12 protein-coding genes and 1 riboswitch are annotated in these 22975 nt (G+C 67.3%); of the genes, 8 read left to right on the top strand and 4 right to left on the bottom strand.

What is annotated here, in order from left to right; translation table 11 throughout:
• Nucleotides 1-90: 90 nt before the first annotated feature.
• A riboswitch (cobalamin riboswitch) is annotated at nt 91-320 on the bottom strand.
• A 92-nt stretch (nt 321-412) separates the two neighbouring features.
• Nucleotides 413-1306, bottom strand: a complete 894-nt coding sequence (locus K7W03_RS13645; protein WP_103001742.1) for a LysR substrate-binding domain-containing protein — start codon at nt 1304-1306, stop codon at nt 413-415.
• 395 nt (nt 1307-1701) lie between these two features.
• Between K7W03_RS13645 and K7W03_RS13640 the strand changes: the two genes are divergently transcribed.
• Genes K7W03_RS13640 through K7W03_RS13630 form a run of 3 tightly spaced genes read left to right on the top strand, consistent with a single transcriptional unit; the run spans nt 1702 to nt 7466 of the window.
• Complete coding sequence (locus K7W03_RS13640) at nt 1702-4896, top strand: efflux RND transporter permease subunit (protein ID WP_222886538.1); 3195 nt, start codon at nt 1702-1704, stop codon at nt 4894-4896.
• Complete coding sequence (locus K7W03_RS13635; RefSeq protein WP_222886537.1) at nt 4889-6082, top strand: efflux RND transporter periplasmic adaptor subunit; 1194 nt, start codon at nt 4889-4891, stop codon at nt 6080-6082. Before K7W03_RS13640 ends, K7W03_RS13635 begins: the two co-directional genes overlap by 8 nt.
• Nucleotides 6072-7466: an efflux transporter outer membrane subunit gene (locus K7W03_RS13630; protein ID WP_222886536.1), complete on the top strand. Its 1395-nt coding sequence runs from the start codon at nt 6072-6074 to the stop codon at nt 7464-7466. Before K7W03_RS13635 ends, K7W03_RS13630 begins: the two co-directional genes overlap by 11 nt.
• Nucleotides 7467-7532: 66 nt before the next feature.
• Here the strand turns inward: K7W03_RS13630 and K7W03_RS13625 are convergent, their stop codons facing one another.
• From K7W03_RS13625 to K7W03_RS13615, 3 genes are all read right to left on the bottom strand, one after another.
• Nucleotides 7533-7775 carry a hypothetical protein gene (locus tag K7W03_RS13625; protein ID WP_025546665.1) on the bottom strand — a complete coding sequence of 81 codons (243 nt, stop codon included), beginning with the start codon at nt 7773-7775 and terminating at the stop codon, nt 7533-7535.
• Between the two features lie 24 nt (nt 7776-7799).
• Nucleotides 7800-8723, bottom strand: coding sequence for a formylglycine-generating enzyme family protein (locus K7W03_RS13620; protein WP_103001746.1), 924 nt, complete (start codon nt 8721-8723; stop codon nt 7800-7802).
• 125 nt (nt 8724-8848) lie between these two features.
• On the bottom strand, nt 8849-11278 hold the full coding sequence (locus tag K7W03_RS13615; RefSeq protein ID WP_103001747.1) for a TonB-dependent receptor: 2430 nt from the start codon (nt 11276-11278) through the stop codon (nt 8849-8851).
• Nucleotides 11279-11639: 361 nt separating this feature from the next.
• Between K7W03_RS13615 and K7W03_RS13610 the strand changes: the two genes are divergently transcribed.
• The 5 genes from K7W03_RS13610 to K7W03_RS13590 form a co-directional block, all read left to right on the top strand.
• The gene (locus K7W03_RS13610) at nt 11640-14711 is read left to right on the top strand and encodes a CHAT domain-containing protein (protein WP_103001753.1); all 3072 of its coding nucleotides are present in this window, start codon (nt 11640-11642) and stop codon (nt 14709-14711) included.
• Between the two features lie 5 nt (nt 14712-14716).
• Nucleotides 14717-16756 (top strand): adenylate/guanylate cyclase domain-containing protein, encoded by a 2040-nt coding sequence (locus K7W03_RS13605; RefSeq protein ID WP_103001748.1) that lies wholly within the window; start codon nt 14717-14719, stop codon nt 16754-16756.
• A complete protein-coding gene (locus K7W03_RS13600; protein WP_103001749.1) occupies nt 16743-17492 on the top strand; it encodes a hypothetical protein in 750 nt (249 codons plus the stop codon). The genes K7W03_RS13605 and K7W03_RS13600 overlap by 14 nt, the downstream gene beginning before the upstream one ends.
• A 250-nt stretch (nt 17493-17742) precedes the next feature.
• A complete protein-coding gene (locus K7W03_RS13595; protein WP_226870142.1) occupies nt 17743-19530 on the top strand; it encodes a ShlB/FhaC/HecB family hemolysin secretion/activation protein in 1788 nt (595 codons plus the stop codon).
• A partial coding sequence (locus K7W03_RS13590) for a beta strand repeat-containing protein (RefSeq protein ID WP_413469335.1) occupies nt 19530-22975 on the top strand: 3446 nt, incomplete at its 3' end. The genes K7W03_RS13595 and K7W03_RS13590, both read left to right, overlap by 1 nt.

Below are 22975 nucleotides of genomic sequence, written 5' to 3'. Positions count from 1 at the left end.
GCTCTTGCGCCCGGCATGCGGACAGCAGCTCCCGCTGCGTAAGCGTCGCTCAGACGGAGGACCGTGCCGTGGCCATCCCCTGGACCAAGGCAAGAGCGACCAGACGCAGGCAGGTTTCCTGGCTCGCGGGTCATAGCTTGGCGCATGGCCTTCCCAGGCCTCGCATGATTTAGCGTCCGGCCCAGTGGCTGATCCTCCGGCGCTTCCGGGGGATCGCTATGCGTCTCGCTCGCCGCTTACAGTTGCAGGGACAGCCGCGGATTCATCACCGCATTCCCTATTAAGCCCCTTGGGAGGGCACCGGCGCGATCATGAAGGTCGGTCGAAACCACCCTTCGGCGGCCATGCATAGAGGCTGGAACGGGGAATGGGAAGAGGAGGCTTGAGCAGAAGATGTTTCCTCAATTAACTCCTACAAATGACGTTCTTCCAGCAGGGTCTTCAGAAAGGCCCGGCCGGTCGGTGACAGATCCTCATGATGGATCAGCCAGAGCGCGCTCATGACCGGCACGTCGAACGGGCGGTTGATCACATTGTCGACATGCAGCCGCGCCATCGACCCGGCAATCACCGTAGGGCCGAAGCCGGCCGCGACAAGGCCCAGCAGGGTCGCGAGGCTGCGGGCTTCATGCGAGATTTTCGGGACGAACCCTGCTTCCGCGCACAGGGCCTGGAAATGCTCCGTGAACCCCGTCCCATTGGGCGCGCCGTAGAGCACCAGCGGCTCGTCGGAAAGGTCTGCGATGCGCGGCGGGGCAGGGCGCAGCGCCAGCGGATGATCGGCGCGCAGGGCCAGCACCATCTCTTCCTTGAGCAGGCATCGGGACAGCATGCCTCCGGGCAGCGCCGGCGCCTCGAAATTACGCACGATGCCAAGGTCGAGCTGACGGCTCGCCACGCTCTCCACCTGCTCGTCGCGCCCTTGTTCGCGCAGGATCAGTTCGACATCGGGATAGGTCTGGCGGAAGCGGTAGAGTGCCCGCGCCACCGGAGGCACGAAGGGGCCGGAAGTGGTGAAGCCCAGCCCCAGCCGCCCGATCTCCGCCCTTTGGGCCATGCGCGCGATCTGTGCGGCGCGGTCCGCCTGGGCAAGGGTTCGGCGCGCTTCAGGCTCGAACAGCCGGCCGGCCTCCGTCAATCGCACCCTGCGGCTGGTGCGGTCGAACAGGCGGACGCCCAGTTCCTCCTCCAGAGCACGGATCTGCTGGCTGAGCGGCGGCTGCGATATGCCGAGGCGCAGGGCGGCGCGGCCGAAATGCATCTCCTCAGCGACGCACAGAAAATAGCGGAGATGGCGAAGGTCCATGGATCATGTCGCTCAACATATCGATCATGCCATATTATATATTAGACGCAGAATGTCCAAGGGCGCATGGGCGGCTTCGAATGTGGCGGCGTCTCCCGGCTGGCCGGCGGAGATGCGCGGGCTATGCCCCCTCATTGCCGCAGCACTCCGCCATGGCCGGGGATGCCGTCGCATTCTAGGATGTGTGGAAATTCGCCTCGCCCCGAACGAAGCCCCCACGCGTCCTGGAGCATTTCCGCGCTGGCCGCCTTTCTGGCGACGGTCGGAAATGCAGCAAACGATATGCGCATTTCCTGGCGCGCTTCGTCTCTGGTATCAGGCGGCGAAAATATCTGGAGAGGTTGTATCGTCATGTGCGGCGGGGATCATCCGGCGGCGCATCCGTGGAGTCGTGAATGATCGGTATCGTCAAGGTTGCCCTGCATCGTCCGCTCACCTTCATCGTGATGGCGATCCTGATCGCGATCGCGGGGGTGCTGGCGGCGGCGCGAACGCCGGTCGACATCTTTCCCAATATCCGCATTCCCGTGGTGGCGGTCGCCTGGCAATATGCGGGCCTGTCGCCGGAGGACATGGCCAACCGCATCGTCAATCCCTATGAGCGCGTGCTGACCACCACGGTCAACGACATCGAACATATCGAGAGCCAGTCGCTTCAGGGCATCGGCATCATCAAAATCTATTTCCAGCCGGGCGCCGACATCCGCACCGCGACCGCGCAGGTGACGTCGGTGTCGCAGACCGTGTTGCGCCAGATGCCGCCGGGGATCACGCCGCCGCTTGTCCTGAATTACAGCGCGTCGACCGTGCCGATCCTCCAGCTCGCCCTGTCGGGCAAGGGGCTGTCGGAACAGCAGCTGTTCGACATGGGGATGAACCAGGTCCGCCCGCCGCTGATCACGGTCCCCGGCCTTGCCATGCCTTTCCCCTCGGGCGGCAAGCAGCGGCAGGTGCAGATCGACCTCAATCCGCTGGCGCTTCAGTCCAAGGGGCTGTCGGCGCAGGATGTGGGTGCGGCGATCGCCGCGCAGAACCAGATCAATCCGGCCGGTTTCGTCAAGATCGGGGAAACCCAGTATAGCGTGAAGCTGAACAATGCGCCGTCCTCCATAGAGGCGCTGAACGACCTGCCCGTCAAGGTGGTCAACGGCGCGACCATCACGATGCGCGATGTCGCGCATGTCCGCGACGGCAGCGGGCCGCAGCAGAATATCGTGCATGTCGAGGGCAGCCGGTCCGTGCTGCTGACCATCCTCAAGAACGGCGCCACCTCCACCCTGGCGATCGTGGACGGCGTCAAGGAAAAGCTGCCCCAGATCGCGGCGGGCCTGCCGGACAGCCTGAAGATATTGCCCATCGGGGACCAGTCGCTGTTCGTGAAGGCGGCGGTGGAAGGCGTCATTCACGAAGGCGCCATCGCGGCGGCGCTGACGTCCCTGATGATCCTGCTGTTCCTGGGCTCCTGGCGCTCGACGGTGATCATCGCGCTGTCGATCCCGCTTGCGATCCTGGCGGCGGTTGCGGCGCTTGCAGCCTTCGGCCAGACGCTGAACGTCATGACGCTGGGCGGGCTGGCGCTGGCGGTCGGCATATTGGTCGACGACGCCACCGTGACCATAGAGAATATCAACTGGCATCTGGAGCAGGGCAAGGGCGTGATCGAGGCGATACTGGACGGCGCGGCGCAGATCGTGACGCCCGCCTTCGTGTCGCTGCTGTGCATCTGCATCGTGTTCGTGCCGATGTTCTTCCTGCCGGGGGTCGCCGGATTCCTGTTCGTGCCGATGGCGCTTTCCGTCGTGTTCGCGATGATCGCATCCTTCATCCTGTCGCGGACGCTGGTGCCGACCATGGCCATGTATCTGCTGCGGCCCCATGTCGAACAGGGCGACGCGCATGTGGCCGGGGCGCCTGCCTCGCGCAATCCGCTGGTACGCTTCCAGCGTGGGTTCGAACGGCGCTTCGAAAGGATAAGGCGCGGCTATGTCGGGCTGCTGCACCGGGCGCTGAATGCGCGCAAGCCCTTCCTGCTCGGCTTCATGGCCGTCGTTCTGCTGTCCTTCGGGCTGTTGCCGATGCTGGGCAGCAACTTCTTCCCCTCGGTCGATTCAGGGCAGATCGCGATGCATGTGCGCGTGCCGGTGGGCGCCCGGATCGAAGACAGCGCCGCCCGCTTCGACCGCATCGCGCGGGTAGTCCGCTCACTGATCCCGGCGGAGGAACTCGCCTCCATCACGGACAATATCGGCCTGCCGGTCAGCGGCATCAACGCCATCTACAATAATAGCGGCACCATCGGCCCGCAGGATGGCGACATGCTGATCGCGCTGACCAAAGATCATCGGCCGACGGACGAGATCGTCGCCACCCTGCGGCGGGAGCTGCCGCGCCGCTTCCCCGGCACCGGCTTCGCCTTCCTGCCGGCCGACATCACCAGCCAGATCCTGAACTTCGGCGCGCCCGCGCCCATCGACGTGCAGATCGCGGGCAAGAACGCCGCCGGCAATCGCGCCTATGCGCAGAAGCTGCTGGCGAAGATGGCCACCATTTCGGGACTGGCCGACGCCCGCATCCAGCAGCCGGCGCGCTCGCCGCAGCTCGATGTCGAGGTCGACCGCTCGCGCGTCGGGCAATATGGCCTGTCGGAGCGGGACGTGACGACCAGCCTGGCAAGCCAGCTTGCAGGCACGTCGCAGACCGCGCCCGTCTTCTTCGTGAACCCGGAAAACGGCGTGCAATATCCGGTCGTGGCGCAGGCGCCGGAATATCTGGTGGGCTCCATGAGCGACCTTAGCAATGTGCCGGTGTCGGGCAGCGCGGCAAGCGCCTCGGTTCAGCCGCTGGGCGGGCTGGCCACGATCAAGCGGTCCAACACCGTGCCCATCGTCAGTCACTATGACATTGCGCCCGTGCTGGACATCTTCGCGACGACGCAGGGGCGTGACCTGGGTGCGGTCGCCCGGGATGTGCAGCGGGCGATCCAGTCGCTGGAGAAGGAACTGCCCAAGGGGACGACCGTCACCATCCGCGGCCAATATGCGACGATGAACACGGCCTTTTCCGGGCTGGGATGGGGGCTGGCCGGGGCCATCGTGCTGATCTACCTGCTGATCGTCGTCAACTTCCAGAGCTGGGTCGATCCCTTCGTGATCATCACGGCCCTGCCGGCGGCGCTGGCGGGAATCGTTTGGATGCTGTTCACCACCGGTACGACGCTGTCCGTGCCCGCGCTGACGGGCGCGATCATGTGCATGGGCGTGGCGACCGCCAACTCCATCCTGGTCGTCAGCTTCGCGCGGGAGAAGCTTGCCGAACTGGGCGACGCCGGCAAGGCCGCGCTGGAGGCGGGGATGGTCCGGTTCCGCCCGGTGCTGATGACCGCCCTTGCGATGATCATCGGCATGGGGCCGATGGCGCTGGGGCTGGGCGACGGCGGCGAGCAGAATGCGCCGCTGGGCCGGGCGGTCATCGGCGGCCTGATCTGCGCGACGGTCGCCACCCTGTTCTTCGTTCCCACCATATTCGCCTTCGTCCATCGCAAGCATGGGCAAAAGGCGCCTTCCCTGGAAATGCAGCCGAGCCATGTCTGAGCACAACCCCATCGAAAATCCCGAGGCGCAAGGACCCGATAGCCGCACGTTGAAGCGGATAGGGATCGGCGCGGCGGTCGTCGCGGTCGCCATCGTCGGCATCGGCATGGCGTCGCGGATCAGCGCGACCAATGAACTGAGGCAGGTCGCTGCCGACGCATCCATTCCCACCGTCTCGGTGGTGACGCCGTCCGCCGGTGGCGAAGGCGACGCATTGGTGCTGCCGGGCAATGTCCAGGCCTATAACAGCGCGGCGATCTTTGCCCGGACCAATGGCTATGTGCGGCGGTGGCTGGCCGATATAGGCGATCATGTCGGGGCCGGGCAGCCGCTCGCCATATTGGACGCGCCGGAGGTGGACCAGCAGCTCGCACAGGCGCAGGCCGATTATCAGACCGCGCTCGCCAATGAACGGCTGGCCGCCACCACGTCGAAGCGCTGGGCCTCCATGCTCGCGCAGGACGCCGTCTCTCGGCAGGAGGCGGATGAGAAGGCCGGCGATCTTGCCGCGCGCAGGACCCTGTCCAATGCGGCGCTCGCCAATGTGAAGCGCTTGCAGGCCTTGCAGGGCTTCACCCGTCTGTCCGCGCCGTTCAGCGGTGTCGTGACGAGCCGGTCGGCGCAGATCGGCGCGCTGGTGGTGGCGGGCAATGCGGCGGCCCAGCCCTTGTTCACCGTGTCCGACACGCATCGCATGCGTATCTATGTGCGGGTGCCGCAAGGCTATTCGGCGGCCATCAGGCCGGGAATGGCGGCGACGCTGACCCTGCCGGAATATCCCGGGCGCAGCTTCGACGCGACCCTGACCAGCAGTTCGGGCGCCGTCGATGCCCAGTCGGGCGCGGTGCTGGTGCAATTGCAGGCGGACAATCGCGACGGGGCGCTGAAGCCGGGCGCCTATGCGCAGGTCCGCTTCAAGGTGCCGGCGGGATCGGGCAATGGCGCGACCCTGCCGGGCAGTGCGATCCTCTACGGCAATGACGGGCCGACCGTGGCGGTGGTGGGCCGGGACGACCGCGTGACCGTCAAGCCCGTCACGATCGCGCGGGACGAAGGCAATGTCGTGCTGCTGTCGGGTGGCGTCCTGCCGACCGACCGGGTCATCGACACGCCGCCCGATGCGATCCGCAGCGGCGACAAGGTGCATGTCCAGGCCGCCGCCAAGGGTGCTGCCCATGGGGGTTGATCGCCGGGCGGCGGCCCTGTTGCTGGCAGGGCTGGCGGGATGCTCGATGGCGCCAGCCTACCGGCCGCCTGCCACCGCAGTGCCGCAGGCGTTCAAGGAGGCTGAGGGTTGGACGGCGGCGACGCCGATGGACCAGGCGTCGCGCGGCAAATGGTGGGAGGCCTTTGGCGATCCCGTGCTGAACGATCTGGAGGCGCGGGCGGAGCAGGCCAGTCCGACGCTGGCGGCCGCCCTTGCGCGCTATGACCAGGCGCGGGCGGTGGCGCGGATCGAGAGGGCGGACCTGTTCCCGCAGGTGAATGCAGGGGGCGATGCCAGCCGTCAGAGGCTGTCCGGAAGGCGTTTCGGCGGCAATGGAACGGCGCCGACCTATGATGATTTTTCCGTGGGGGCCACGCTGGACTATGAACTCGACCTCTGGGGCCGCATCCGCAACGGCGTGAGGGCGGCGCGGGCGGATGCGCAGGCCAGCGAGGCCGATCTGGCCTCCGCGCGGCTCAGCCTTCAGGCGGCGGTGGCGGACGCCTATGCGCGGTTGCGCGGGCTGGACGCAGAGGCGGAATTGCTGCGCCAGACGGTGGAGGCATTCGGCAGGGCCTATCGACTGACGGCCACGCGGCATGATGGCGGCATCGCCTCCGGGATCGACGTCAATCGCGCCAAGACCGTGCTGGATAATGCGCAGGCGCAGATTTCCGCCGTCGCCAACGAGCGAGCGGCGACCGAGCATGAGATCGCTGCGCTGGTCGGGGCGGTGGCGTCCGACTTCTCCGTCCCGGTCCGGGTGCAGCCTCTCGGCGCGCCTTCATTGCCGGCGGGCGCGCCTTCGGAGCTGTTGCAGCGGCGGCCGGATATTGCGGCGGCGGAGCGGCGGATGTTTGCGGCCAATGCGCGGATCGGCGTGGCGAGGGCGGCCTTTTTCCCGACGCTGACCCTGGGGCTGTCCGGCGGGTATCAAACGACGCATGGCGAGTTGTTCAGCAAGCCCAGCAGTTTCTGGGGGTTGGGACCGGCTTCGGCGGTGCTGGCGCTGTTCGACGGCGGTCGGCGGAGGGCTGAGGTGAAGATGTCCCGCGCGGAATATGAAGAGGTGAGCGCGGGCTATCGGGAGACGGTGCTGGGGGCGTTCCGGCAGGTAGAGGATGCGATCGCCGCGAACCGGCATCTGGCCGATCAGGCGGTGAACCAGCGCAGCGCGGCCGCGGCGGCAGGGCGGACGAGTGAACTGGCGCTGACCCGCTATCGGGATGGGGCGTCGGACTATCTGGAGGTGGTGACGGCGCAGACGGACGCGCTGGAGGCGCAACGCGCGCTGCTGTCGGTGGAGACGCAGCGGATGCGGGCGAGCGTTGCGTTGGTCAAGGCATTGGGCGGCGCGGTCTGAAATCCCGGAAACGCTGGATGCTCCTGCCTGCGCAGGAGCATGGTCCTTATCAAATCCGGCGCAAATTCAATGCACCTCCGCCTTCATCCGCTCGACCAGCTTTTCGATCTCCCAGGGTTCCAGCACCCAGGTCCGCGTCTTGCGGCCTTCGCGATGGACGGGCTGGGTCAGCAGGATGCGCGCCTGTTCCTTCGCATGGGGTTTGAAGATCGCGAAATGCTGGGCGCAATCGCGGATCGTGCCGATGATCGGCGCCTTGCCGTCCAGGTCGATCATGGTGGCGGGCTGGTCCCAGGGCATGTTGAGCATGACGTCTTTTCCGTTCTTGGATAATCAGGGCCGCGGCTCGCGGACGATGCAGCGAAAGCCGATATGGCTGGTGGAACTGTCCACCGCCTGAGGGTGTCGGGCGGCGGGGCGATAGCGCTGGCAATAGCTGGGCGCGCAGAGATGGGAACCGCCCTTCAGCACTTTTCGCGGGATCGGCACATGCGGATTGGCGGGGTCCAGGCTTTCCCGCTTCGTGCCGCCGCGCGGGTTCGCCGGAACGCAACAACTTCCCTTCGCCTTGCGCTCGACCCTGGGTGGGGCATACCAGTCGGCGGTCCATTCCCAGACATTGCCGATCATGTCGTAGAGCCCATAGCCATTGGGCGCATAGGTCCGGACCGGGGAGGTCCGTTCATAGCCGTCCTCCAGCAGATTGCTGTAGGGGAACATGCCCTGCCAGTAATTGGCCAGCATCGCTCCGCCCGGTGCAAGCTCGTCGCCCCAGCCATAGTCCGCGCCGTCCAGTCCGCCGCGCGCCGCGAATTCCCATTCCGCCTCGGTCGGCAGCGCCTTGCCGGCCCAGCGGGCATAGGCCTCCGCATCCTGGAAGACGATGTGAACGACCGGATGATCCCAAAGCTCGTCCAGATTGCTGTCAGGGCCATGGGGGTGACGCCAGTCGGTGCCGAAGCTGAACTGCCACCATTGGCTGAAGTCGCCAAGGTCCACCGGCGTCGCCGTGCGCTGGAACAGCAGCGATCCGGCGCGCGCCATTTCAGGCGTCATGCCGGGATAATCCTTGGGGTCCGGCGCGGTCTCCGCAACGGTGCGATAGCCGGTGGCTTCCACAAACTGCGCGAACTGCCGGTTGGTGACGGGCGTCTCGTCGATCCAGAAGCCGTCCACGCGGACCTGCCGGACCGGCGCTTCCTCCGGATAGAAACGGTCCGAGCCCATGGCGAAGGCGCCGCCCTCGATAAAGCGCATTCCCTGCGCAACGACAGTCCCGGTCTCGATCACCCGGCGACCATAGCGGCGGATCGGCCGGCTGTATCGCCCAAAAAAGGACGCCGGAAGCGGCTTTGCTTCCGGCGTCCCGGGCGGAGGCGGTTCTAGAAGTCCTTGCGGACAGTCACGCCGATCTTGCGCGGGGTGCCGATATTATAGCCCAGCCGTCCCCGGCCGCCGCGCTCGCGGTCCAGCGAGTAAAGCGCATTCTCGTCGAACAGATTGTTGACGTAGAGCGTGACCGACAGGCCGCTGTTCCAGCTAATGCCGGTCGACAGGTTGACCAGATTATAGGCGCCGAGCCTGTAGGAGCCGAAGTCGAAGGCGCCGGTGCCATAGGCGCCCGTGGCCGGATCATAATAGATGGAATTGGGGAAGCTGCCCGCGCCCGGTTCCTGATCGGCAAGCTGGGTATAGCGGTCGCCCACATGCTGGAAGCTGGCGGTGAAGGACCAGTCGGTTTCCGGCGCGACTTCCGCCGTATAGGTTGCCGCCGCCGCCATCTGGAACTTCGGCACGGTGGGCAGGCGGTTGCCCTTGCGGATGCCGGCGATGATCGCGCCGCCCGCGTCGGTGACGTTGCTGTCGATTTCCGAGTCGATGTAGCTGCCGCTCAGCGACAGGTCGAGATTGGGGGAGACGCGGGCGCTCAGTTCCGCTTCCAGGCCTGCCGTATGCGCCTTCGGCACGTTGAAGAGGATGCGCGAGGAGCAGCTTCCCGCATCCGCCGTGACCTGAAGGTTCTTGATGTCGTTGTAGAACACCGCCGCGTTGAAGGTGACGCCGCCGCCCGACGCCTTCACCCCGGCTTCATAGTTCCACAGTGTTTCGTCGTCGAAGGTCGGCCGGTTGCCATAGGTGGCCGCATCCGGCCCGGTCGCGCCGCCATCGCAAAGTGGCAGGTTCAGCGGATCGTTGACGCCGCCGAGGCGAAAGCCCTTGGACGCCTGGACGTTGAAGGTCAGGTCGCGATTGGCCTCATAACTGGCGATGAAGCGGGGGGAGAAGCCGGTGGAACCGGTCTTGTCGCCCACGCGGTTATCGCCATTGGGGAAGACGCCGCCGGTCTTGAAATCGCGCTTTTCGCTAAAGTCATAATAGCGCCCGCCCGCGGTCAGCTTGAACTGGCCCAGCTTGTAGCTCGCCTCGCCGAAGGCAGCATATTGTTTGATGATGTAGGGTATATCGGCATTATAGGGCGAGTTGAGCGGGAAGCCATTGGCTGCCCCTGCCGAAGTCCCTGCACCGAGCGCCGCGTCGATGAACGCGTCGTAGCCGGGGGTCGGGAGCCGCTGGGCATAGTCGCGGTCTACATGGCTGTAAAACCCGCCAATCACCCATTGGAACGGGCCCGCCCCGGTCGAGGCGAGGCGCAGTTCCTGCGTCCATTGTTCAAGCTTGGTCGTGTCGCGCAGGTTTGAGGGCAGATTGGCGATGGCGGGATCGGCGCCGAATCTGTCAACGAAGGGCGTGATGGACACCGATCCGGTCAGCGCCGACGCATCGCGGCTGACGAGGATGTCGCGATGGATATAGGTGGTGATAGAGGTCAGCGCGATGTCCGATCCCATATCGATGTTCGCCGTCAGGTCCGCCAGCGTGGTCTTGTCGCGGAACTCCTCGCGCAGCTTCAGATATTGGGTGCGCTCGGGCAGGATGTCGAGCGGACTGATCAGCTCGTTATAATAGAGATGATAGCTGTCCTCCCGGTTGAAGCCGCTGGTCTTGATGTCCTGATATATGATGCGCGGCGTCAGCTTGATGCCCGGCGCGGGTTCCCAGAGCAGGCTGAGGCGCCCGCCATAACGGCGCCCGTCATTGACGTTCTTGCCCGCGGCCGGGCCGATGGCGTCGATGAAGCCCGCATAATGTTCCGCATAGCCAACCGCGCGGATCGCCGCCGTCTCCCCCAGGGGCAGATTGATCGCGCCCTTGCCCGAATAGCCGACATCGCCGCCCTTCAGGACATTGACGCCGCCCTCCACCGTCCCTTCGGTCTGGCCGAGTTTCGGCTGCTTGGTGATGTAGCGGACGGTGCCGCCCTCCGAGCCCGATCCGAACAGCGTGCCCTGCGGTCCGCGCAGCGTTTCCACGCGATCGAGGTCGAACAGGTCGAAATCAGGCGTGAACAGCGACATGGAGATCACGGATTCGTCCAGATAGACGCCGACCTGTTCCTTGACGCCCGGCTGGTCGCGGACCACCTGGCCCGCCGATACGCCGCGCACCGACACCTGGCTCTGGCCGGGCCCGAGATTCTGGACGGTCAACCCCGCGACGCTCCGCGACACATCCTCGATCGAGGTAGCGCCCATGCGCTGCATGGCTTCGGCGGTCTGCGCGTTGATGGAAAAGGGAACATTCTGGATCGATTCATTGCGTTTGGTCGCAGTGACGATGATCTCATTGCCTGACCAGTCGGACGAACTGTCGGTCGCTTGCGCAAGCGCAGCAGTAGAAAGGCCTGACAGTGCCAGAACAAGGCATGATGCGGACAAACGCAATACGGATTCATGGCGGGGAAATCTTGTCATATCATCCTCCCTGTAGTGAACATGCAATTATGGTTATTGTGGACGCCGGCCGTTCAACTTCGATCATCCATGAATATTGGGTTGAGACAATCTAGATCAGGCCTTTCCCATGATGCAATGAAAATTGCGCTGGAAAGATTGATTCTTGCTCAACTGTCACATCCCTGCCACACTCCTTCGAACGAGGCGGCGAACAGGGCCTTGCCCGGTGCCTTTCGCCTTGCGGCGCACCATCGGGCGGCGTTATGACGGCCCGATCATGCTAAGGGGGGCCTTGCATGGACATATCCGGCGGGGTTTGGGGGACAAGCCTTTGAGCGCTTTGGGGAAGTTGGTTCGCGGGCCTGCCATGTGGGCCGCCTTGAGTCTGTCTGTGGCGGCACATGCCCAGGCAGCGGGCGACCGTCCGCTGTTGAGGGACAGCTTCCGCATCGGCAGCGAGGGCGGCGCGCTGTGCCAGGCGCAGAGCGCCACCGGCGATCCCGCGGCGCGAACCATGTTCGATCGCGTATGGACGCTGGTGTGCCGGGATGCTGCGCGCCCGGTGGGACAGATATATGCGCTGCGGCGGGGTGCGGGCGATGGGGACGCAAGCTTGCTGGACCGGCTGGCGTCGTCGCGCAAGATGGCGGTCGAGTGCAATGCGCCCGGCGGCGTCAGCCTGCCCGGCATGGGGGGGGCGCTCATGCGCAACTGCACGGGCGCGGTCGGCACCTATCGCATATTGACTGTCGAGCGCGGCAAGACAGTCTATGTCGCCCAGGGTTATGCGGCCTATGCAAGCGCCCTGGACCTGGGGCTGCGCTCCGTCATGGCAGGGCGGATCGTGCCCGGCAAGGTCGACATTGCGACGGTGGGAACGAACGATGCGGGTTACGCCCGCTTGCAGGCCGCGACGCTGGACCCGCAGACCGTGCTGGCCGAGGGCTACCGGCGCAATGCCTCGGGCAATTATGCCGAAGCGGCGGAGTTTTTCGACAGCCTGACCGACCGGCTGGCGCGCGATCCCGATGCGGCGAAGCTGACGCCGGCGGAGCGGGCGAACCGGGCGCATGAATATCTGGTCAATCGCGGCCTGCAATTGTCCAATCTGGGGCTGTTCGATCAGGCCGACGCGGCCTTCGCGGAAGCCCGCGGGATCACGACCGCCGATGCGGTGCAAGTCCGCCTGCGCCGCAATTTCGAGGCCATGCACCATATTAACCGGCAGGATACGGCCGGCGCGTTGGCGATACTGGACCGTCCCCTGGCTGGCAGCGTTGCGACCGTGGCGGCAGACGGAGACGGCGGGGTTTCCGTGCCGGCCGAGGTAGCCGCCGAAATGAGCAGCGGGGCGACGCAGGCCCGCGCGCTGGGCGTGCGGCAGGACAATAGGCTGACCCCGGTCGAGCGGGCGGCGATCATCGACGCGCAGGCGCAGCAGTTGCGCGGCACGATCCTGCGCCTGTCGGGCCAGCCGGGACCGGCTCGGGACGTGCTGTCGAAGGCGATGGAGCGCGCGGTTGCGATCCGCGACGGGCGGGTCACGTCGATCACGCGCCTGCGCGCCCAGCTTCTGGGCGAGATCGCACTGACCTACGAAGCGCAGGGGGATTATGGGCAGGCTGAGCGTCAGCTGAATCAGGCGCTGACCCTGCTGGGCGCGCAATATCCCGAAACGGTGGCGCTGAACGGCGCAAGGGCGCGGCTGGGGGCGTTCCTCATCCGGCGTGGCCGCAATGAGGATGCGCTGACAATCTATCGCGGCATCGTCGCCTCCACCATGGAGAATCGCGCCACGCTGACCGGCATGGCGAACCAGCTGCAGCCTTATTTCAACCTGTTGACGCGGGAAATTCCCACGCGACCGGAACTGACCGCCGATCTGTTCGCGGCGTCGCAGATGCTGCTGCGGCCCGGCGCTGCCGATACGCTGGAGCAATTGAGCCGCGAGCTGTCCGCCGGGGATGGAGAGGCGGCGCGGCTGTTCCGGCAGTCGGTCTCCCTCTCGCGCGACATAGAGCGCGGACGGATCGCGCTTGCGCAATTGCGGCAGGCGGCGGAGCGGCAGGAGGCGCTGCTGCCCGACATGGCGCGGGCGCAGGCCGACATCGACCAACTCGCGGCCGATCAGGCCAATACGCTGTCCGCGCTGGCGGCTTATCCCCAATATCGCGCCCTCAGCCCGCAGGGGCTGACGCTGGCCGAAATGCAGGCGACGCTGAAGCCTGGGGAGGGCTATTACAAGCTGGCGCAACTGGGCGACGCGCTCTACGCACTGTGGATCGACGGCGCGGGGGCAACCGGATACCGGCTCACGGCAAGCGCGACGGACGTGGCTCGCAAGGTGGCGGCGCTGCGCGAGACGATCTCCATCGACGTGAACGGCGCACAGACCACCTATGCGCTGGACCTGCCGGTGGCGCGCAGCCTCTATCTCGACCTGTTCGGGCCGGTGGAGCAGCGGCTGGCGGCGGCGCGGCACCTGATCTTCGAACCGGACGGAGCGATGCTGCAACTGCCGGTCAATCTGCTGGTCGCGGGGCAGGCGGGGGTCGATGCCTATGAAGCGCGGGTGGCCCAGGGGGGCGACGAGTTCGACTTTCGCGGCGTCGACTGGCTGGGGCGCGACCATGCGGTGAGCACGGCCCTGTCGGCCCGCGCCTTTCGCGATGCGCGGGCGGCTGCGCCCTCCGGCGCGGCGCGGAACTATATCGGCTTTGGCGACAATGCGCCGCTGGCAGGGCCGGTGCTGGCCGCCTCCAGCCGCGGGAGCCTGTCCAACGGGACGGGCGACGATTGCGGTTGGTCGCCACAGCAGTGGAACCGGCCGATTCCGGCCACCGAGCTGCGGGAAGCGGCGCAGGCCATTGGCGGGCAGGGCAGCGAACTGATCACCGGCGCGGCCTTCACTGACGAAGCGGTGATGGCGCGCGACGATCTCGACCGCTTTCGCATCCTGCACTTCGCGACCCATGGGCTGGTGACGCCGCCCCATCCGGGATGCCCGGCCCGGCCCGCCCTGCTCACCAGTTTCGCGCCGGACGGCAAATCGGACGGGCTGTTGCAGTTCAGCGAAATTTTCGACCTGCGGCTGAATGCCGATCTGGTCGTCCTGTCCGCTTGCGACACGGCGGGCGCGGCGGGGGTGGAAACGACGCGGGCGGCCGGACTTTCCGGCGGCGGCGGGGCGCTGGACGGGCTGGTGCGCGCCTTCATCGGCGCGGGGAGCCGCGCCGTCATCGCCAGCCACTGGCCGGCGCCAGAGGATTATCGCGCGACCGAAAGGCTGATGGGCGGCCTGTTCGCGGCCGGGGCGGACCAGCCTGTGGCCGACGCGCTGCGGGCGGCGCAGATCAGGCTGATGGACGATCCGGAGACGTCGCATCCTTTCTACTGGTCCGGCTTTGCCATCATCGGTGACGGCGCGCGTCCGCTGATCGCGCGCCGCTGATCGCCATGCCGACGCGGGGCCTGCTGCGCCGCGGTGCGCGACTGGTGCGGGACACGGGCCGCTGGCGGTTGGTGGCGACCGGCGCGCTGCTGCTGCTGGCGCTGTTCCTGGCCGGTTGGGACTGGAACAGGCCGCTCGGCAGCGGCGCGGCGCGGGAAATACCGACCGCCGACGCGGAAAGGGGCCTTTACGACTGGCGAGCCGCCACCTTCGCACCGCGGGTCGCGCAGGACCAGCGCATCCTGATGGTGGTCTATGACGACCAGACGCTGATCGCCACGCGCAAGCGGTCGCCGCTGGACCGGGGTCTGCTGGCGCGGGCGCTCCGCAACATGGATGCCATGGGGGCCAAATCGATCGGCATCGACATCCTGTTCGACCAGCCGCAGGACGAGGATGGCGAACTGCTTTCCGTCCTGCGGTCTATGCACACGCCTGTCTGGCTGGGCTACGCCAATCTGGGCGACAATCAGGAACAGATCATCTTCGAGCAACAGCAATTTCTGGATCGCTTCGTGCGGGCGGCGCGGACGGCGAAAGTCCGCCCGGCCAGCATCCGGCTGGAGACCGATGCCGACAATGTGGCGCGAAGCTGGCCCGTTCCCACGCCGGGCCAACCGCCCCTGCTGACGCTGGCGATGCAGCCCTCGCCATCCTTTCGCGACTATCGCGGCGCGATCCGATTCCGTTTGCCGGTCAGGCAGGCGGACGGATCGGAGGAGCCGGTGATCCCCAGCCTCCAGATCGACACCCTGGCCGATCCCGCCATGGCCCCGGCGCTCGCCGCCATGGTGCGTGGACGGCATGTGCTGATCGGCGGCGACATCGTCGACATCGACCAGTTCGAGACGCCATTGTCGGGGCGGCAAGCCCGGTCGACCATGATCGGGCTGGAAGTGCATGCGACGATGTTGGCGCAATTGCTGGATGGCGCGCGCTTGGTCGCGGTGCCGGAGGGGTGGCGCTGGGCGGCCGCGCTGCTGGTGATCTGTGCGGCGGGGCTCACCAGCCTGGCGGAATTGCGCTGGTTCGCGCTGGTTCCCGCGCTGGGGGTGCAGGCGGGAGCGATTGCGGGTGTGCCGCTCTGGTTGCAGGCGCGGGGGTGGGACACCAAGGGACTGCCGGCCGTCGGCTGGGTGCTGGGATGGGTGCTGGCCTTCACCGCCATCGGAGTGGCGGCGCGGGCCGTCACCTCGCAACAGCGGCGCTTCGCCCAGGCTGCGCTCGGCAAATATCTGCCCCGCGACATCGCCGCGCAGATATTGGCGGAGCCGGAGAAGCTGGCGCTGCATGGTGAAAAGCGGCAGATTTTCACCCTGTTCACCGATCTGGAGGGCTTCACCAAGCTTAGCCACGCCATCGCGCCGGAAATGGTCGCCCAATTGCTGAACCGCTATCTCGACATGCTGAGCGACGTGGTGCTGGCCCATGGCGGGACCATAGACAAATTCGTCGGCGACGCGGTGGTGGCCTTTTGGGGCGCGCCCATCGCGCGGCCCGACGACGGGCGCAACGCCGCGCTCGCCGCCTATGCGATGTGGCAGGCGGGGGAGGCTTTTCGCCGCGATCTGCCGCCGGGCGTGCCGCCGATCGGGCGAACCCGCGTCGGGCTGCACCATGGCGAAGCGATCGTCGGCAATTTCGGGGGTGAGGGGCGCATCCAATATACTGCGCTGGGCGACAGCATGAACACGGCGTCCCGGCTGGAAGCGGCGAACAAGGCGCTGGAAACCACTGTGCTGGTAAGCCGGGACGCGATGCTGCTGTCGGGGCTGGACTGGTGGCGGCCGATGGGACGGGTGCGGCTGCGCGGACGCTCGACCCCCGTCGACCTGTTCGAGCCCGCGCCTGAATTTCCGGTGGAGGACCGGGCGGCGTTGGCCGAGATACTGGCGGCGTTGGACGGCGAGGATGCCGTAGCGCAAAGCGCCGCGCGAGAACGTCTCAAGGCGATGGTTAACCATCATCCGGATGATGCGGCCATCGCCAATCTGCTATATCGTTATGAATATGTCGGGGAAGGAGGAAGCTATGGTCTGGGGTAAGCTTGCCGTACAATGCGCATTGGCCGGATGTGTCGCCGCCGGGCTGGGTGCGCAGGCCGCGGCGGAGACCATGGTGGTCCGCGCTACCGGTCCATCGGCCGCGACCTACAGGCCGGGAAGCAAGCTGGCCGATGGCGGGTCGCTGGTGCTGAAGGCGGGCGATGTGGTGACGCTGCTGGACGCAAGGGGCACGCGGACGCTGCGCGGGCCGGGAAGCTTCCATGCGGCCGCCGCCGCCAGCGCAGCGCCGGCCAATGGCGTGATGCTCTCCGCCCTGCTGGATACGAAGCGGGTGCGGCGGGCGCGAACCGGGGCGGTGCGCGGCGGCCTCGGTGAAGCGCCGGCCACGCCGCCCCGTCGGCCCAATCTCTGGATGGTGGACATCGCGCAGTCCGGAACGCTCTGCATCGCCGATCCCGCCGCCGTGCGCCTGTGGCGCGTGGATGCGGCAAGGCCCGCGACCGTGCGCATCAGCGGCGAGGGCGTGCAGGCGACGGCGAGTTTCGGGGCGGGCGAATCGGTCGCCCCCTGGCCGGTCGCCGCGCCGGTGCGGGACGGCGCGGCCTATCGCCTGATCGACGGTTCCCGCGCCGCCGATGTCCGCTTCGCACTGCTCGATCCTGCATCTTCGGGGCTGGACGGCATGGCATCGGGCCTGATCGCGCATCAATGCACGGCGCAGCTCGACCTGCTGGTGGAGACGGCGGCGCTGTCGGACGGCGCTGCGCGGAATTGATTGTCGCGGGGCGCGGCCGCTGTTAACCGGCGGCTGGAGCGCAGTCCGGTCCGGTGGCATCGGTTCGGCTGCTCCAGATTAGCTTCGCAGCGTTTTCCGGGTCGGCAGGTTTCGCCTGCCTGGGAAACGCGCTGGTCGCGGGAAAGGGGTGACGGGCAAAAAGCCTGCGCCTGAAAACAGGGGTGGGGCAGCCATGAGGGAAAGGGCTGCCTTTGACGCTTTGGGGACGTCTATGGGGAAGAAGGGGCACATGCGGGCTTCCGCTTTGGGAGGTTCGGCGGCCATGGCGCTGGCGATGCTGCTGCCCGTGGCGGCGACGGCGCAGGTCGCGCCGCGCGCACCGACGCGCGAGGAATTGACGCGCGGGCAACTGACAGGGGAGGCGTCCGCGCAGGGCAGCCGCCTGACGGTCGTGGGCGGCGTCGAGCGCGCACCCTGTCCGCTCGCCGATCCGCGCTACGCCGGCGTGGCGGTCGATTTTACCGATGTGCGTTTCGAAGGGCTGCGTGTCGTCGATCCGGCGGCGCTGGAGGATAGCTGGCGCGAATATGCGGGGCGCGAGGTGCCCATCGCCACCCTTTGCGAAGTGCGCGACCGGGCCGCGACCATGCTGCGGCAAATGGGCTATCTGGCGGCGGTGCAGGTTCCGCCCCAGCGTATCGAGAAGGGCGGCACGGTCCGCTTCGACATCTTCATGGCGCGGCTGGTGGCGATCGAGGTGCGGGGCGACGCCGGCAATGGCGAAAGGCTGATCGCCGCGCATATGGAGGCGCTGAAGGGCCAGCCGGTGTTCAACGTGCGCGATGCGGAACGGCATCTGCTGCTGGCGCGCGACCTGCCGGGCTATGACGTGCGGCTGGCGCTGCGCCCGGCGGGAACGGCGCCCGGCGAAGTGGTGGGCGAGGTGCAGGTGGTGCGCCAGCGCGTCGAACTGGACGTCAACATCCAGAATTACGGCAGCAACGCGGTCGGCCGCTTCGGCGGGCTGGCGCGCGTGCGGTTCAACGACATGACCGGCCTGGGCGACAGCACGCTGTTCAGCATCTTCAACACCGCCCAGCCGAGCGAGCAGACGGTGCTTCAGGTCGGCCACAGCATGGCGCTGGGCAACGACGGGCTGCGCCTGTCGGGCGACCTCACCTATGCCTGGAGCAAGCCGGGGATCGACGGCATACCGCTATCGTCCGAAACGATGATCGCGACGGCGGCGCTCGCCTATCCGCTGGCGCGGCGGCAGGTGCATACGCTGCTGGCGACGGGCGGGCTGGACATCGTCAACCAGGACCTGCGCTTCGGCACCGCCACGCCCAAGGTGCCGCTGTCGCGCGACCGGCTGCGCGTGCTGTTCCTGCGGCTGGAAGGCGAGCTGATCGATCCCGACAGCATCGTCAGCACCCTCGGCTATTCGGGAATAGAGCCGAAATGGCGGCTGGGCGGCATGATGGAGGCGCGCCAGGGCCTGAAAGGGCTGGGCGCGAGCGATGCGTGCGGCGCGGCTCTCGTCAACTGCGCTTTCCCAAGGACGCCGATCAGCCAGTTGGACGGCGATCCTTCCGCATTCGTGCTGCGGGCGAGTGTGCAGGCGGAATATCGGCCGACCCCGAAACTGAGCTTCACCCTGTCGCCAAGGGCGCAATATAGCCCGGACGTGCTCCTTTCCTACGAGCAGATGAGCGCGGGCAACTACACTGTCGGACGCGGCTACGATCCCGGCATCATCACCGGCGACAGCGGCGTCGGCATAGGGGCGGAGCTGCGTTACGGACGGATCACGCCGCGGGCGCCGGGCGCCATCGCGTTCCAGCCCTTCATCTTCTTCGACGCGGCCTGGATGTGGCATCACAGCGCCAATTTCGCCGGGCTCGACCCGCAGAAGCTCTATTCGGCGGGCGGCGGCCTACGCACCACGTGGGACAATCATGCCCGGCTCGACCTGACACTGGCGACCCCCCTGCGCAAGGCCGGTTTCCAGACCGAAAAGGGCGACACGCGGCTGCTCCTTTCCCTGACCACGCAAATCTTGCCGTGGAGGCGTTGATGACCACGAAGCATGGCACATTCTCGCTCTGGACCCTGCTGGGCCGCACAAGCGCCGTGGCGCTGGCGGTCGGGCTCGGGGCCGGCGCCGCCATTGGCCAGAAGGCTTTTCAGGGCACGCCATCCATAGTTTCGGGCGACGCCTATATCCCGCCGAGCACGGACAGCGTCTCGCTGAACTCGACCCAGGCGGTGATCGACTGGACGCCCGACGATCGCGGACCGGCCAGTGCCGGCACGATCGACTTCCTGCCCCAGGGCAACACGGTCACGTTCAGCTCGTTCAGCGACTTCACGGTGCTGAATCGCATCCTTCCGCTGGACGGCAACGGACTGCCCGTATCGCGTGCGATCGCGTTCAACGGCACGGTGCAGAGCCAGGTCAGCGGCAGCCCGCCAAGCACCGGCGGAGCGGTGTGGTTCTATTCGCCCGGCGGCATCATCGCGGGCGCGAACAGCGTCTTCAACGTCGGATCGCTGGTGCTGACCACCAACGCCATCGACATCAGCAACGGCCTCGACAGGAACAATATCCGCTTCGCAGGCCCGGCGGGCAGCACATCGTCCGTCGAACTGCTTCCGGGCGCGCAGATCAACGCGCTTTCGGCCGGCAGCTATGTCGCTCTGGTCGCGCCGCGCGTGGTGCAGGGCGGCACGGTCACGGTCAGCGGATCGACGGCCTATGTCGGGGCCGAAGCGGCCGACATCCGGATCAACAACGGCCTGTTCGACATCGCCATCACGGCCGGCACCACGGACGCCAATGGCGTGGTGCACAGCGGCACGACGAACGGCCCTGAATCGGCGGGCAGCACCGACCCGCAGCGCATCTTCATGGTCGCGGTGCCGAAGAACAACGCACTCACCATGCTGCTGTCGGGCAATGTCGGCTACACGCCAGCGACGGCGGTCACCCCGGACGGGAGCGCCCTTGTGCTCTCGGCGGGTTCCGACATCGCCCATGACGTAGACGGGAACCTCATCACCACGCGCAACGCCACGGCGACGGTGGAGGCGGGTTTCAGCATCGGATCGGGCGACTGGCGGAACGACCTGACCGGCACGGCGACCGGCGACATCGTCATACGTCCCGCCGCGACAACGCATTTCCTGGGAAATGTCGCGCTGTCCGCCGAACGCGGCATCACCCTGCGGGCCGATCAGTCCGGCGCGATCGCCGCGGACAGGGACATGATCCTCACCGCCGGAAGCGGCGCTACGGGCGGTCGCATCGACCTGCTCGCCTTCGGCGGCAGCGGCGCGGCCCTGACCAACGGACAGATCGACGTCACCGGCAGCCTGACGCTGAACGCCAGCGGCGATGGCGAGGCGGGCGTCAGCGCGCCGCCGCTGATCGGCGGGGACGCGATTGGCGGGACGATCGACCTGATCGCCACGGGCGGATCGATCGCGGCGGCCAGCCTGATCGCCAATGCCGTGGGCTATGCGGGCTATGGCAGCGACAGGTCCGGCAATGCCACGGGTGGGGCGATCACCCTCTCCGCGCTGACCGCCGCCGGTCCCTCCGGCGCCGAGGGAGGGAGCCTGCGCTTCGGCAGCACGGCGCTTGACGCCTCTGCGGGCACGGCTTTCCAGGTTTCGGTGCCGCCGGTCGTTGGCGGCAGCGCCATTGGCGGCAGCGTTGCGCTCAACGGCACGTCCGGCAGCTTCATAACAGGCGGCCTCGATCTCGGGACCGTCAGCGCCAAGGCGCAGGCGACCGGCGGCATCGCCAGCACGGGCGCGGCGGGCAACGCGACCGGCGGCGACATCCGTGTCGCCATTTCCAGCGGCACGCATGAATGGACCAGCCTGAACGCCGACACCAGCACCGCGCCGGGCTATGCGACGGAGGGCGGCAGCTATGGCGCGGCCATCCCTGGCGCCACAGGGATCGACATCGACGTCGGCGGCACGGGCAACCTCAATATCCTGACATCCGTTTCGCTCTATGCGGATGCGCGGGCCTTTGGCGGGGGTGCGTCTGGCGGCACGCTGCGGGCCGGGCGGATCAACATCTCCGCGCATGACGGGGGCAGCTTCGCGATTGCGGAGGATCTGTTCGCCACCGCCAATGCGTCCAGCTTCCCCGCTTTTCCGGGATCGACCTTCCTGACGCCCCGAACGGCCGACGCCTTTGGCGGGACCATCAGCATCGGCGCGGCGGGCGGCAGCTTCGGTGCGGCGGGGCTTTATGCCAGCGCCGGAGGCTTTGCAGGCGATGCGCCGGGCGTGGCGGGGAGCGGCACCGGCGGCGGCGTGACCCTGTTCGCCAGTGCTTCCGGCGGGCAGCGCGGCAGTTTTTCGCTCAGCGACTGCGCCAGCTATTTTTGCCGCGTCTCGGCCGATGGCTGGGGCGCGGCGGGCGCCGACGGATCGAACGGAACGGGCGGTTCCATCCTGCTCCATGCCAGCGATGCCGATTTCTCGGTGCCTGGCGAACTGACGCTGCAAGCCCAAGGCGTGGGCGGCGGCGCGGCGTCCGACGGCGTTGCCGGTCGCGGGGGCGATGGGCTGGGCGGCGGCATCCTCGTGGAAAGCCGCCTCGGTCTTGCCGGCACCGGCGACCTCAGCTTCGGCAGTCTGTTCCTGTCGGCGGAGGGTGCCTCGGCGCCCTCCAGCGACGGCATGTCTTTCAATGGCGGCGATGCCGGCAACGGCACGGGCGGAACGGTCAATATCAACATATCGGGCGGCAGCCTGACCGCCGATCTCCTGGATGCGCAGGCGAGCGGCTTCGGCGGTGCGGCGGGCGAGAACTGCCTTAGCTGCGAAGGCGGGGGCACTACGGCGTTCCTTGCGGGCAGCGGGCAGGGCGGCTCGGCCGGCTTCCTGATCTCCGGCGGCGCGGCGGCCATCGGCACGCTGACGCTGGGCGCTCACGGCACCGGCGGCGAAGCGGACGGCGCGAACGGTCCGTCGTCGGCGGCAGCCATTGCCGGTGCCGGCCTGGGCGGCAATGCACTGCTCGAATCGCGGGGCGGCACGCTGGAACTGGCGACGCTCGGCATCGATGCCAGCGGCACGGGCGGTCTGGGCTATCCGGTCTTTCAGGCCGACGGCGCGGATGGCGGAACCGGCACGGGCGGTACTGCGGGTCTGCTGATGACCGCCGGGAGCGGCGGGCAGGTCACGATCAGCGGCGCGGCCGTCGTCCGCGCATCGGGCCAGGGCGGCGATGGAGCGGAGACGGGCTCCGACGGTCCCGGCAATTATCGCGCCGGTTCCGGCGGCAGTGGAACAGGCGGCGTCGCGGATGTCACGCTGGCAGGCGGCATGCTGACCGCGCCTTCGCTTCTGATCTCGGCGGAGGGCCTTGGCGGGGCGGGCGGCAATAACGGCAGCGACGGGCCGGGCGCGGCAGCGGGCGATGGCTTGGGCGGCACCGCGCGCTTCTCCTATCTGAACGAAGGCCATGCGATCGGCACGGTCACGGTGAAGGCCGA

The organism is Sphingobium sp. PNB, assembly GCF_019873065.1.
GTDB classification, from domain to species: domain Bacteria; phylum Pseudomonadota; class Alphaproteobacteria; order Sphingomonadales; family Sphingomonadaceae; genus Sphingobium; species Sphingobium fuliginis.
The sequence above is the reverse complement of the archived record's forward strand: the minus strand, read 5'-3'. Positions and strand labels throughout refer to the sequence as shown.